We start from the raw sequence: 13,469 nt of genomic DNA on the forward strand, positions 1-13,469 counted from the left end.
CTCGGATCGATGATCATTCTCGCCCTACCCCGAGATCCGGATGCCGGGGTTGACGCCCCAGATCGCCAACGTCATGAACAGGTCTGCGAATACGACAACGATGATGCACATCTTGATCGCCCGGCCGGCCGCCACGCCGACACCCTCCGGGCCGCCCGAGGCGAAGAACCCGTAGTAGCACTGGATGAACGTGGTGATCGCGACGAACAGCATCGCCTTGGCCAGCGAGTAGAGCACGTCCGTCGGAATCAGGAACTGATAGAAGTAGTGCGCGTAGGTGCCGCTCGAGGTGCCGCCGATCACCTGCACCGTCAGCGAGCACGAGATGTAGGCCATGGCGAGGCCGAGGCAGTAGAGCGGGACGATGGCGACCATCGCCGCGAACATCCGGGTGCTCACCAGATAGGGCAGCGGCCGGATCGCCACCGACTCGAGCGCGTCGATCTCCTCGGAGATGCGCATCGCGCCCAGCTGCGCGGTGAATCGGCAGCCGGCCTGCACGGCGAAGGCCAGGGCCGCCAACAGCGGTCCCAGCTCCCTGGTGGTGGCGAAGGCCGAGATGGCGCCGGTGATCGGACTCAGTCCGAGCAGGTTGAGCGAGGTGTAGCCCTGGATGCCGACCGTCATACCGCCGAACGCACTGAGGATCACGACGACGCCGATGGTGCCGCCGCCGACGACCAGGCTGCCGTTACCCCAGGTGACGTCGGAGAGCAGCCGCCACACTTCCTTCGGATAGTGCTTGAGCGCCAAAGGAATCGCGCCGATCGACCGCAGGAAGAAGAACACCTGGTGGCCGAGGCGCGCGAGCAGATCTACCGGCGCCTGCGCGGACTTCTTCAATTGCCGAAGTGGCCGCAGCAGCGGCGGTACATAGGTTGATGACACCGGCTCAGACCACCTGTGGGGGGAGGAGAACGTTGTAGATCTGGGTGATGATCAGGTTCACCCCGAACAGCATGATCGCGGAGCTGACCACCGCCGAGTTCACCGAGTTCGCGACACCTCCGGGGCCGCCGCGAGTATTGAGCCCGGTATCGCAGGCGATGATGGCGGCGAGCAACCCGAAGATCAGCGATTTCACCAGTGCCACAAGAAGATCGATAGTTACGGCGAACGAGGAGAAGGTGCCGACATAAGACCCCGGCGTTCCGTTCTGCGCGAAAATATTGAAAATGTAGCCCGTCAGAAATCCGACGAAGACGACGAAACCGCAGAGCAGCACACTGACCAGCATGGCCGCGCCGAGACGGGGCGCGACCAGTCGGCGCATCGGATCGACACCCATCACGCGCATCGCGTCGATCTCTTCACGGATGGTGCGCGAGCCGAGGTCGGCGCAGATGGCCGAACCAACGGCGCCCGCGATCATCAGCGAGGTGACCAGGGGCGCGCCCTGCTGAATGATGCCGAGGCCGTTGGCCGCACCGATGAACGATGTCGCTCCGACCTGACCGGCGACCGCGCCGACCTGAATGGAGACGATGACACCGATCGGGATGGCGACCAACAGTGTCGGGGCGGCGGCGACGCTGGACATGAACGCGCATTGCCGGATGAACTCGTTGAACGGAAAGCGGCGCCGGAATATCGCGACGAACAGCTCGGCAACGGCGGCGATTCCCATGGTGATCTGCCTGCCGAAGGTCTCCAGCGACCGCTTCGGGTGGTCTTCCCAGTAACCTTTTGCCCAATCAACCGCGTCCCTCGTCCGCGACTCCGAAGGTGGACTCTTGGTCGACTGCACCGGCTAACCTCTCTCGACGCCGGTAACCAACCCCGACGACTTGTTTGCTTGACGCACCTTACTACGGAGTAGTGCAGAACACACCATCGTCATGTGATTGCAGTCATAGACCGGCATCACTGTTGGGGAAGGGCTATGAGTCGCGGCCCTGGGCTTGGTGTGGGACCCAAAGTTAACCGCCCATCTTCTAGAACAAGTTACAGTTCAGCTGCGCCGATCACCGCCACGATCCGGTATCTCGCTCTAATTGCGCGGATAATATTCATCGAAAATCGCATTCGTTTCGGAGCACTAACGCAAGCGTCCGAACTGCGTCCGAAACACAAACTCACCACGCGGACCAACTAACTTATAGAATATTGCTATGCAATCGGAAAAGATACTTTCGGCGTGAAATGTCGAAAAATGAAGACTCGCGACGCCACCCGCGCTTCCGCGGGTACAGGACGCGCCCGGAGCCGATTACTGACACGATGGGTGCGACAGATTGATATTGTGCGGGCTTCCGACGTCTGGAGGGACATGTTCAGCAAACTCGCCAAGGTGGCCAACGCCGCCTTCGCCGTAGCCCTGGGAGCGGCGCTGCTCGCTACGGGTGCAGGGGCCGCGGACGCAGACCCGGGTCCGCCGGTCGTGGGCGGTGGTTCCGGAATCATCATCGATAACCAATTCGAATGCACGGTCACGACGGTCGGCTACGACGGTGCCGGGCGGCTGGTCGGCCTGACCGCAGGGCACTGCGGCGACCCGGGTGCGCAGGTCTACGCCGAGGCCGACCGCAGCGCGGGCGTGATCGGCCGATTCGTCTACTCCAACCACGATCTGGACTACGCGATCATCCAGTTCGATCCGGGCGCGATCGTCCCGGTGAACCGGGTGGGCAACGTCACCATCACCGGAATCGGCGGACCGGCCCAGTTCCCGATGATCGTCTGCAAGGAAGGCCGGACCACCGGCAACACCTGTGGCGTCGCCTACGGTGACATCTTCGGTACCAATATGGAGACTTGGTCCCAGATGTGCGTGGTCGAGGGGGATTCCGGGGCACCGGTCGTCGTCGGCACCACGCTCGTCGGCATGGTGAACGCCTATCTCGCCCTCGCCTGCTTCGGACCCGAGGTCGGCACCAATATGAGCTCGATCATGGGCGACATCAACGCGCGTGGCAGCGTCGGCGCGGGCTTCCGACCGATCTGATCCAGCTGTCGGAAACAATGAGCGGGCCCCGAGGGCCCGCTCATTGTTCGTTGCGGTCCGGTGCCAGCGCGGGGCCGGACACCGCCGCGCACTGCGGCATGCAGTCGACGTTGTCCAGCGCCGGGGCGCGGCGCGGGTGCCGTAACAGCAGTGCGGCCAGCACTGCGCCCGCCGCCAGCAGTCCGGCGCAGATCCACATCGCGACACCGAACCCGCGATCGAATTCGGCCCGGTCGCCGAGCGATCCGGAGATCCCGGCCAGTCCGGGCAGCGCGGCGACGGCAAGCAGCTGGGCGGTCCGGGCGATCGCGTTGTTGACACCGGAGGCGATACCGGCCGCACTGGCGGGCACCGCGCCGAGGACGGCCCCGGTGAGCGGGGCGACCAGCACCGACAATCCCAGACCGAACACCAGCACGCCGGGCAGCACATCGGTCACGTATGTGGTGTCCGGTCCGATGCGCAGCATCAGCACCACACCACCGGCGGCGAGCAGCGGTCCGAGCGTCATCGGGATGCCAGGACCGTGCACCTGCGCCCAGCGGCCCGCGGGCGCCGAGAGCGCCAGCATGATCAGCGTGACCGGGACAGTGGCGGCGCCCGACATCAGCGGCGAGTATCCCGCCACCAGCTGCAATTGCAGGATCAGCAAGAAGAACACCCCACCGAGCGCGGCATAGACCGCGAGCGTGACCAGGTTCGCCGCGGTGAAGACCCGCGACGCGAACAGCGACGGCGGCACCAGCGGGTGATCGCTGCGCATTTCGATCGTCACGAAGACCGCAAGCAGCGCCAGACCGGCGACCACCAGCAGCGGCATCGAGTCGATCAAACCGAAGGTCAGCGCACCAAGGGCGAGCGCGACCACCACGACGCCCGGAATATCCAGGCGCGCGGCGGCATTCGGATCGTGACTTTCCGGCACGTGCCGGAGGGTGACGAGCACAACCACCAGCGCGAGCGGCACGTTGATGAAGAAGATCGATTGCCAGCCCGACACGTCGATCAGCCAGCCGCCCAGGAAGGGCCCGAGTGCGCCCGCGACGCCACCTAAGCCCGACCACAGACCGATGGCCGCGCCCTGATCGCGTTCATCGATGGACGAGGAGATCAGCGCGAGGCTGCCCGGCGTAAGCATGGCGCCCGCGATACCCTGCAGGATGCGGGCGAAAATCAGCATCTCGATATTCACCGCGGCGCCACACAGCACCGAGGCGAGCGCGAAACCGATTGTGCCCCAGACGAAGACCTTGCGGCGGCCGAGGTGATCGCCGAGCGACCCGCCGAGCAGGATGAACGACGCCAGCGTCAGCGTGTAGCCGTTCAGCGTCCACTGCAGACCCGCCACGTCGGTGTTCAACGATTCGCCGATCCTGGGCAGTGCGATATTGACGACGGTGGCGTCCAGCGACGCCACCGACGACCCCAGGATGGTGGCCAACAAAATCCAGCGCCCCGTAGCCGAACGCAAGCGGGGAAGCTGCGCGGTGCTCACCGCATCAACCTAGCCGCCGAAGGCCGGGGTCCGTGCTCAGAGCTCTTTGACGCAGACCACGAAATGCCGCTGGGGGTAGGTGAAACCGCTGCCGCTGCCGCAGACGCCGGCATCGTCCGCGTTCTGTGCGATGTTGGTGACCTTCACGGCTTGCGTCCCGTGCTCGGTGCAGTCGATGCGCTTGGGGTCGTCCCCGCCGACGTCCATGCAGCCATCGACGACCCAGTCGATGTCGAGGCACAGCGCGCCCTGCTCGATCCCGTTCACAGTTTCCGCGTAGTAGTTGTCGCGGTCGCTGACGCATTGGGAGTTGCTCGGCGCCTTGCCGATCACCTTGTAGTTCGAGGCCCGGCTGCCGCAGGACGCCTTGGCGATAGTGGCGTCGGAGATCGTGCCACCCAGGGTCACGCAGTCACCGATGTTGGCTTGGAAGTCGGTGTTGCCACCGCGATCGGTCGAGGTGGGCGTCGGCTTAGCCGAGGACGGCCGATCGGTGGTCGGCCTGGACAGCGAAGCCGAGGTTTTCGGTGTACCGGTGGTCGATATCGCATCGACGGTTCCGTCGTTCATCGCAGGCTGCGCGGTACCGCTGATGGTGGAGCCACAACCCGCTACCGCGACCAGGGCTACGGCGGCTACCGCCGCGAATGCGGCAAACGCGAGGCGACCCGAAGGTAGTTGACCAGACACGTACAGTCCTCCCGAGCTGTAACGCTCCGAACTCCCACCTTCGTCAGAATCCGAAGTTGACATAGCAGAGCTTGAAATACCACGCCATGCATACACCATGGGCGATGTTGGCGTCGACTCGAAGACCACGCTGAGCCGCTAGGGCGCAAGGCCGCACGCACGGCCCGGCCGCGGGCGAAATCGGCCCTCCTTCCGGTACCGCACCCGCCCCACCGGCGGAATCGCGCTCCCAGCAACCGATCTGGGTATGGTTGGGAAGTCCGATGTGAAAGGAGTTGTCCGTGAAGCTGATCAGCGCAATCGCCTGCACGACCACCGCGATGGGCACCTCCCTGTTGCTTCCCGCGGTGGCCTCAGCAACCACAGTGCACTGCACCTCGGAGCGAGGGACGGACATCACCGTTATCGATGGGCGCACCGGGTGCCGGGCGGCAAGCGACACCTTCAGCCGGGCCCACGGCGCGGGTTACGACGGTGTCGGCTACGCGAACGCCACCTCCGGTGCGACCGCCTACGGCGTCGGTGCCGCGGGTGGCGTCGGCGCCAGCGAAGGGTCGGGCGGGATTCCGATCGCGATCGGAATAGGTCCGGACGCGCTTGCCCGGACCTCGATTTCCGATCCGGGCGGGCGCGGCGCCGGTTGGCCGCTGCTCGCCGTGTCGATCGCGTTCGACGGGTCGCGGGCCGGGGTCGACACCGCCGACAGCTCGGTGGTGTGCCTCGGCTGGGCGGCCTTCGCCTGGAATTCCCTGACCGGCGCCACCTGTCTGGCTACGCCGTTCGGTCGCTGGCAAACCCCACCCGCCGCGTTAGGCTGAAATACCGGCCGTTGAGTTCGTGTCCGCATCGGCCGGCCGAGCGGTCAGGAGGTGCGACCAGTGGTTTCTGCCTTCCAACCATCCAGCAGGCGGCTTGCCGCGCCGAGGGAAATGCTCGTCGACCCGAGGTTCGTCCGGTTCGCCGACCATTTCTTCGGCATGTTCACCCAGCCGAGCCGCGGCGGCGGCGCACTCGCGATCTATCTGGACGGCAGACCCGTTGTCGACATCTGGGCGGGGTGGGCGACCAAGGACCGTCGCTGGAACGGCGAGAACGTGGCGCTCACGTTCTCCACCGGCAAAGGCGTCGCATCCACGGTGCTGCACCGGCTCGCCGAGCGCGGCCTGATCGATTACGACGCGCCGGTCGCGCAGTACTGGCCGGAGTTCGCCGCGCACGGCAAGGACGAGATCACGGTGCGGGATGTGCTGTCGCACCGGGCCGGACTACATCGGGTGCGCGGGCTGGTGCCCGGCCGCGAGGGCATCCTCGATTACGACGCGGTGGTGCGGGCGCTGGCCGACAGTCCCGCGGACCCGCGCCGAATCCGCAGCTCGGGCTACCACGCGATCACATTCGGCTGGCTGGTGGCCGAGATCGTGCAGCGGGTGACCGGCGACCAGTTCACCGATGTGGTGCGCCGCGAGATCGCGGAGCCGCTCGGCATCGACGAATTCTGGTTCCGGGTACCGGAATCCGAGCGATACCGGATCGCCAAGATCTTCCCGCACCTGAGCCCACCCGGAATCCGCTGGAACACCGCATCATCGGTGCTGTCCTGGGTGCGCCCGATCCGCGGGCTCGCCGAGGCCGGCATGCCGGAGAGCTTCGACGAACTGGTGCGTGACCCACGGGTGCACGACGCGGTGATGCCCGGCTGGAACGGTGTGTTCTCGGCGCGTGCCCTGGCCAGGATGTACGGGGCATTGGCCAATGAGGGGCGCGTGGAGGTGGGCCCGGACAAACCCGGCGAACAAAGCGCCCAGGGAATCAGAACCGTGCAGTTCCTGAAGCCGGAGACGATCGAGACGATCAATCAGGTGCAGCCCTCGGAGCACCGCGATTACGTGCTCGGACTCCCGTTGCGCTTCACCCTCGGTTATCACCGCCCGGTGCTGATGACCAAGCAGCAACCGCGAAAAGCCTTCGGCCACTACGGCATCGGCGGATCGGGCGCGTATGCCGATCCGCTGCTCGGCATGTCGATCGCCTTCGTCACCAACCGACTCGGCAATGCCCTCACCGCACTGGGGGACGCGCGGCTGGCTCGGTTGGCCGCCATGGCAAGCAGCACGGTGCACAAGCGTCCTGAGCCAGCGGAACCGAAAGTCGAACCCGAAGACCGATGAGTTCGTACATTTAGGTATGGATGTGGGCCTATCTCCCCGCGGCGGGGACGAAGCAGCGCCGGGTGTCGCGCATTCGCCGCGGGCGCCACGGCTGGTTGTCGCGCACGCGCTGGCGGCGGGCATCGATTTCGAGCGGTATTTCCGATGGCGGCGCGCGCACGAGGGCGACCCGTTCTATGTCCGGTTTCCTGGCTTCGGTTCGGTGCTGTTCACCGGAACACCCGAGGGCGCCCGCGAGATGTTCCGCGCACCAATGGAACTGCTCGAACCGCCGCGGCCGAATCCGATCGAACCGCTGGTCGGCTCCGCGTCGCTCATCCTGACCGCGGGCGAGCGGCACCGGCGTGATCGGGCACTGCTGGCTCCGGCCTTCCACGGCGCGCGTATCCGCGCCTACGGCGAGCTGATCCGCGATTCGGCGCTGGATGAAATATCCGGTGGCACAGACGATTCCGGTCCGGCCTGGCTGCCTGGCTCCCGCATCGATTCGCGAGCGGCGGCCAGGGCGATCACGCTGCGGGTGATCCTGGAGGCGGTGTTCGGCGTGGACAGCCGCGAGCAGCGGGCCGCCTACACCGCCGCGGTCGGCGAATTCCTCAACGCGTTCTCCGGACCGCTGATGCTGCTGCCGATGTTGCGCCGCGGGCTGTTCGGCCACGCCCCGTGGGACCGCTTCGTCGCGGCGCGCGACCGGCTGGACCGACTGATCCTCGCCGATATCGCGCGCCGGAAAAACGAGGCGAACCACACCACGACGGACATTCTCGGGATGCTGCTGACCACCAGTTATGACGACGGCACCGCGATCTCCGATGTCGATCTGTGCGAACAGTTACGCACCCTGCTGGTGGCGGGACACGAGACCACCGCGACCACCCTGGTGTGGGCGCTGTTTCATCTGCATCGGGAACCCGAGACGCTGGAGCGACTGCGCGCGGAACTGCGCGAGGCGGGACCCGATGCCACGCCGATCGAGTTGACCGGCCTGCCCTACCTCGACGCGGTATGCCAGGAAACGTTGCGACTGCATCCGGTGGTGCCGATCGTGCTGCGCCGGGTGACCGCGCCGTTCACCTTGCTTGGGGTTCCGCTCGCGGCGGGCGACACGATGGGTGTCGCCGTGCCGCTGTTGCACTCCGATCCGCAGGTGTGGCCCGAGGCGGAGCGGTTCCGGCCGGACCGGTTTCTCGAGCGCCGGTACGGACCGTTCGAGTTCGCCCCGTTCGGCGGTGGACATCGACGCTGTGTCGGGGCGTCGCTGGCCGATTACGAACTGCGGATCGTGCTGGCGACGATCCTCGGCCGGGTCCGGCTGCGACTGACGCCGCGATACGCGCGCGGCCGGGCGCCGCTGTCGGTGCCGCACAACATTGCGACCGGTCCGCAGCGGTCGATCCCCTTCGATGTCTTGACGTGATTTACGTCACGAACGCGTTTGGTGTCACCTACAACCGCCCGCGCGGTCCGCTGTGCGGCCACGACCGGACTCGCCGGTGTGACCGGGATCTTTCGCGAAAGTCGGTGACCGCCAACGACATATGTGATGCACAGCACACTGAATGGTTGGGTCGAATCAATGTGAACCGCCACTGGCTTCGAACCGCCCCCGAAGGTAGGAATGGACGTCAGGGTCGGGTGCGTTAAAACCGCGGGGCTGCTACATGGGTCCCGCGCCATATCCGTGGAGCCGCGTCATTGGCTCCGCGACCTATCGACGCGGAGCGCTTGGACCGGCTCCGCGCTACATCAGCGGGGTGCTGCGCAGGCTCCGCGCCAATAGTGGGGCCGCAGCGCAGGCTCCGCAACGTTATCCGTGGCGCCGTTACGCAGGCTCCGCGCCTATGAAAGATCTGGTCCGCGCGTGTGGACGAGAGATGGAATGGACGAGAAACCTATGCATGTCGCTTTGCACACCAGGTCGTTGCCGACTGCTCGACGGACAGCAACGCTAGCCCGCCGGGTCCGGCAGGGCGTCCTGTTGTCGGCGGCGATCGCGGCGGCATGTGCCGCGCTCGCCGCGCCCGCCCAGGCCGAACCAGTTCTGCCCGGCGGCCTCGGCTCCGGCTCCTCTTCAGCCGCCGCCACCGACCCGACTCCAAAGGCGAACTTCGCACCACCGTCGATGAATATCGCCGACGGCGAGACCGTCGGTGTGGCACAGCCGATCATCATCAACTTCAAGGACCCGGTCACCGATCACGCGACCGCCGAGAAGGCCATCAAGGTCACCTCGTCGAATCCCGCGCCCGGCCACTTCTACTGGCGTGGCGACAAGCAGGTTCGCTGGCGGCCGGAGGCGTTCTGGCCCGCCAACACCGACGTGACGGTCCAGGCAGGCGATACCCGTAGCGCCTTCCGCATCGGCGACGCACTGGTCAGCACCGCCGACGACACCACGCACACCATCACGATCACCCGCAACGGTGAAGAGCTGATGACCATGCCGACGTCGATGGGCAAGACCAAGCACGAGACCCCGAACGGCACGTACTACGTCGGCGAGCAGCTGCGCAAAATGATCATGGATTCGTCCACCTACGGTGTGCCGACCACCGATCCCGAGGGCTACAAGCTCGAGGTCGAGTACGCGACCCGCATTTCCAACAGCGGCATCTTCGTGCACGCCGCACCGTGGTCGGTTAGGCAGCAGGGTGTTTCGAACTCGAGCCACGGTTGCCTGAACGTCAGCACCGAGAACGCCAAGTGGTTCATGGAGAACACGAGGAAAGGCGACCCCGTCGTCGTGCGGAACACCGCGGGCGGCACGCTGAGCGCCAGCGACGGCATGGGCGACTGGAACTGACTTCTCCCACGCTTCGCCACAACTTCAGGTCGTAGTTGACGCCTGCCCGTTCGCGGGCAGGCGTCAGTCGAACAATACGATCGAATAACTGGAAGTTGGCGACCGGAATGTCCGGTCTTTGCTTCACTTGGTCGGTGTTTCGAAAGTTCAACCTGTCGAGGGATGATTTTAACCGGACGTTTGCCCCAAACCGTAAAGTGCCCGCTGTGCGAACCAACCCCGAGCGAGTACTACCGCAACCCAGAAGTCGCGGTCTGCGGGGCCGACCGTGGCAGGATTACGCACTGTTCCTGGTGCTGGTCGTACCGAATCTCGCGCTGCTGACGCTGTTCGTCTATCGGCCACTGCTGGACAATATCCGGCTGTCGTTCACCGACTGGAACATCTCCGATTCGTTCGTGACCTACATCGGCTTCGACAACTACCGCGAGTGGTGGGGCCGGTCGGATTCCTGGCAGATCGTCACCAACACAGTGGTTTTCACGCTGGCCGCAGTGGTCGGCAGCATGGTGCTGGGGCTGGCGCTCGCGCTGTTGCTCGACCGTAAGTTGTTCGGGCGCAATGTGGTCCGCTCGGCGATCTTCGCGCCGTACGTCATCTCCGGCGCCGCCATCGGCGTGGCCTTCCAGTTCATCTTCGACCCCAGCTTCGGCCTGATCCAGGACCTGATGCACCGTATCGGCGTCGACAAGGTGCCGGACTTCTACCAGAATCCGCACTGGGCGCTGTTCATGGTGACGGTCACCTACATTTGGAAAAACCTCGGCTACACCTTCGTCATCTATCTGGCCGCGCTGCAGGGCACCCGGGCCGATCTGATGGAGGCGGCCGAGATGGACGGCGCGAGCCGGTGGACCACCTTCACCAAAGTGCTACTGCCACAACTGCGCCCGACCACGTTCTTCCTGTCCATCACAGTGCTGCTGAACTCGCTGCAGGTCTTCGACATCATCAATGTGATGACCCGCGGCGGGCCGCTCGGCACCGGCACGACCACGATGGTCTACCAGGTCTACGAAGAGTCCTTCCGCAACTTCCGCGCCGGATACGGCGCCACGGTGGCCACCATCATGTTCCTGGTGCTGCTGACCATCACGCTGATCCAGGTACGGATCATGGATCGAGGCGAGCAGTGAAATACGTTGGCACCACCACGTCTTCGTACCAGACGCGGCAATTGCTGGTGAAGCTGCTCGGCTACTGCGCCATGCTGTGCGTGCTGATCATCGTCGGCGTTCCGCTGTTCTGGATCATCATCACCTCGTTCAAGGCGCGTCCGGACATCTACACCCAGCCCGCGGTGTATTGGCCGCACAGCTGGCATCCGGAGAACTACGGGGAAGCCACCACCACGCTGCCGTTCTGGACGTTCCTGCGTAACTCGCTGATTGTCACCGGGATCGTCTCCGCGGTGAAGTTCGTGCTCGGCGTGTTCAGCGCCTACGGCCTGGTGTTCCTGCGCTTTCCCGGCAAGAACATCGTGTTCCTGATCATCATCGCGGCGCTGATGGTGCCCAATCAGATCACCGTGATCTCCAACTACGCACTGATCGCCCAGCTGGGTTGGCGAAATACCTTCCAGGGCATCATCGTTCCGCTCTGCGGCGTCGCCTTCGGCACCTTCCTGATGCGCAACCATTTCCTCTCGCTGCCCGCGGAAGTGATCGAGGCGGCGCGGATGGACGGCGCCAACTGGTGGCGGCTGCTCACCAGGGTGGTGCTGCCGATGTCCGGGCCGACCATGGTCGCGTTCGCCGTGGTCACACTGGTGAATGAGTGGAACGAATACCTCTGGCCGTTCTTGATGGCCGACGACACCACAGTCGCCACCCTGCCGGTCGGCCTCACCCTGCTGCAGAACACCGAGAATCCGAGCGTCACCAACTGGGGGCCGGTGATGGCGGGCACGCTGCTCACCATGCTGCCGATTCTGCTGGTGTTCCTGCTGCTTCAACGCCACATGATCAAAGGCCTCACCTCGGGTGCGGTCAAGGGTTAACCGATACAGGAGAAATCACGTGTCCACTTCACAATTCCCCGCGCTGTCGCGGCGCGGATTCATCGGGTTGGCCGGTGCGGTCGCCGCCGGCGCGGCACTGACTGCGTGCGCGGGTGGCGGCGGTGGCGGCAAGCAGTCCGGCAATGCCAACACCATCACCTTCTGGTCGAATCACCCTGGCACCTCGAAGGACATCGAGACCGAGCTGATCAACCGGTTCCAGGCGAAGTACCCCGACCTCAAGGTCAACCTGGTCGACGCAGGCAAGAACTACGAGGAGGTGTCGCAGAAGTTCAACGCGGCGCTCTCCGGCGGTGACCTGCCGGATGTCGTTGTGCTGTCGGATGTCTGGTGGTTCAACTACGCCCTCAACGGCACCATCGAACCGCTGGACGGGCACTTCGGCGACGCCGGGGTGAAGCTGGACGACTACGTCGATTCGCTGGTCGCCGACTACCTGTTCAACGGCAAGCATTACGCGCTGCCCTACGCCCGCTCGACCCCGCTGTTCTACTACAATAAGGACGTCTGGTCGAAGGCCGGGCTGCCGGATCGCGGTCCGCAAAGCTGGCAGGAATTCGACGAGTGGGGCCCGAAGCTGCAGGAGGTCGTCGGCGACGACAAGCTCGCGCACGGCTGGGGTGACGCGAAGAACTACCTGGCCTGGACCTTCCAGGGTCCGAACTGGACCTTCGGCGGCGCTTACTCCGATCAGTGGACGCTGAAGTTCACCGATCCCAAAACCATTGCCGCGGGCCAGTTCCTGCGCGACATGATCCACACCAAGAAGTACGCGGGCATCAAGCCGCAGATCGCGGTCGACTTCGGCACCGGCGTGATCGCCTCCACCATCGCCTCCACCGGCGATCTCACGGGCATCCAGAAGACCGCCGAGGGCAAGCTGCAATTCGGCACCGCGTTCCTGCCGCACCCGAACGGCCCCGGCGTCACCACCGGCGGTGCGGGCCTTGCCATCCCGTCGCGGATTGCCGATCAGCGGAAAGTGAACGCGCTCAAGTTCATCGAGTTCATCACCAACGGCGCGAACACCGCGTACTTCTCGCAGGGCACCGGATACATGCCGGTGCGCAAGTCGGCCGTCACCGATCCGAGCGAGCAGGACTTCCTGGCGAAGAACCCGAACTCGAAGGTCGCCATCGAGCAGCTGTCGGTGACCAAGTCGCAGGACTACGCCCGAGTATTCGTGCCGGGCGGCGACCAGATCATCGGCACCGGGCTGGAGCAGATCGGACTACAGAACGCCGACCCGGCAACGGCTTACGCCAATGTCGCCAGCCAGCTGCAGGCGATCATCGACCGGCAGATTACGCCGAAGCTGCCGAAGTAATTTCGAGACGACACTAGGAGAT

Annotated in this window: 12 protein-coding genes; 8 read left to right on the forward strand and 4 right to left on the reverse strand. The window is 65.0% G+C overall.

Features of this window, described 5'->3' with window-relative positions:
* Positions 1-24: 24 nt before the first annotated feature.
* Both ACV7NQ_RS16080 and ACV7NQ_RS16085 read right to left on the reverse strand, forming a co-directional pair.
* Positions 25-888, reverse strand: a complete 864-nt coding sequence (locus ACV7NQ_RS16080; RefSeq protein WP_463360407.1) for an MlaE family ABC transporter permease — start codon at positions 886-888, stop codon at positions 25-27.
* A gap of 4 nt (positions 889-892) precedes the next feature.
* On the reverse strand, positions 893-1,747 hold the full coding sequence (locus ACV7NQ_RS16085) for an MlaE family ABC transporter permease (RefSeq protein WP_463360408.1): 855 nt from the start codon (positions 1,745-1,747) through the stop codon (positions 893-895).
* Between the two features lie 522 nt (positions 1,748-2,269).
* Here ACV7NQ_RS16085 and ACV7NQ_RS16090 point away from each other — a divergent pair.
* On the forward strand, positions 2,270-2,944 hold the full coding sequence (locus tag ACV7NQ_RS16090; protein ID WP_463360409.1) for a S1 family peptidase: 675 nt from the start codon (positions 2,270-2,272) through the stop codon (positions 2,942-2,944).
* Between the two features lie 40 nt (positions 2,945-2,984).
* Here the strand turns inward: ACV7NQ_RS16090 and ACV7NQ_RS16095 are convergent, their stop codons facing one another.
* Entirely contained in the window at positions 2,985-4,439 is a 1,455-nt protein-coding gene (locus ACV7NQ_RS16095) for an MFS transporter (RefSeq protein ID WP_463360410.1), read from the reverse strand.
* 36 nt (positions 4,440-4,475) lie between these two features.
* Positions 4,476-5,129 carry an LppU family putative lipoprotein gene (gene lppU, locus ACV7NQ_RS16100; RefSeq protein ID WP_463360411.1) on the reverse strand — a complete coding sequence of 218 codons (654 nt, stop codon included), beginning with the start codon at positions 5,127-5,129 and terminating at the stop codon, positions 4,476-4,478.
* 281 nt (positions 5,130-5,410) lie between these two features.
* On the opposite strand from lppU, the gene ACV7NQ_RS16105 reads away from it, so the two are divergent.
* The 7 genes from ACV7NQ_RS16105 (at position 5,411) to ACV7NQ_RS16135 (ending at position 13,447) form a co-directional block, all read left to right on the forward strand.
* A complete protein-coding gene (locus ACV7NQ_RS16105) occupies positions 5,411-5,947 on the forward strand; it encodes a DUF6764 family protein (RefSeq protein WP_463360412.1) in 537 nt (178 codons plus the stop codon).
* 111 nt (positions 5,948-6,058) lie between these two features.
* Entirely contained in the window at positions 6,059-7,297 is a 1,239-nt protein-coding gene (locus ACV7NQ_RS16110; protein WP_463365689.1) for a serine hydrolase domain-containing protein, read from the forward strand.
* A gap of 22 nt (positions 7,298-7,319) precedes the next feature.
* Positions 7,320-8,714, forward strand: a complete 1,395-nt coding sequence (locus tag ACV7NQ_RS16115; RefSeq protein ID WP_463360413.1) for a cytochrome P450 — start codon at positions 7,320-7,322, stop codon at positions 8,712-8,714.
* A gap of 477 nt (positions 8,715-9,191) precedes the next feature.
* A complete protein-coding gene (locus ACV7NQ_RS16120) occupies positions 9,192-10,100 on the forward strand; it encodes a L,D-transpeptidase (RefSeq protein WP_463365690.1) in 909 nt (302 codons plus the stop codon).
* Positions 10,101-10,306: 206 nt separating this feature from the next.
* Complete coding sequence (locus ACV7NQ_RS16125) at positions 10,307-11,236, forward strand: carbohydrate ABC transporter permease (protein ID WP_463360414.1); 930 nt, start codon at positions 10,307-10,309, stop codon at positions 11,234-11,236.
* 71 nt (positions 11,237-11,307) lie between these two features.
* Positions 11,308-12,099, forward strand: coding sequence for a carbohydrate ABC transporter permease (locus ACV7NQ_RS16130; RefSeq protein WP_463365691.1), 792 nt, complete (start codon positions 11,308-11,310; stop codon positions 12,097-12,099).
* Positions 12,100-12,118: 19 nt separating this feature from the next.
* Positions 12,119-13,447, forward strand: a complete 1,329-nt coding sequence (locus tag ACV7NQ_RS16135; RefSeq protein WP_463360415.1) for an ABC transporter substrate-binding protein — start codon at positions 12,119-12,121, stop codon at positions 13,445-13,447.
* Positions 13,448-13,469: the final 22 nt, after the last annotated feature.

The sequence above is a fragment of the Nocardia sp. Tas62D01 genome (genome assembly GCF_055232035.1).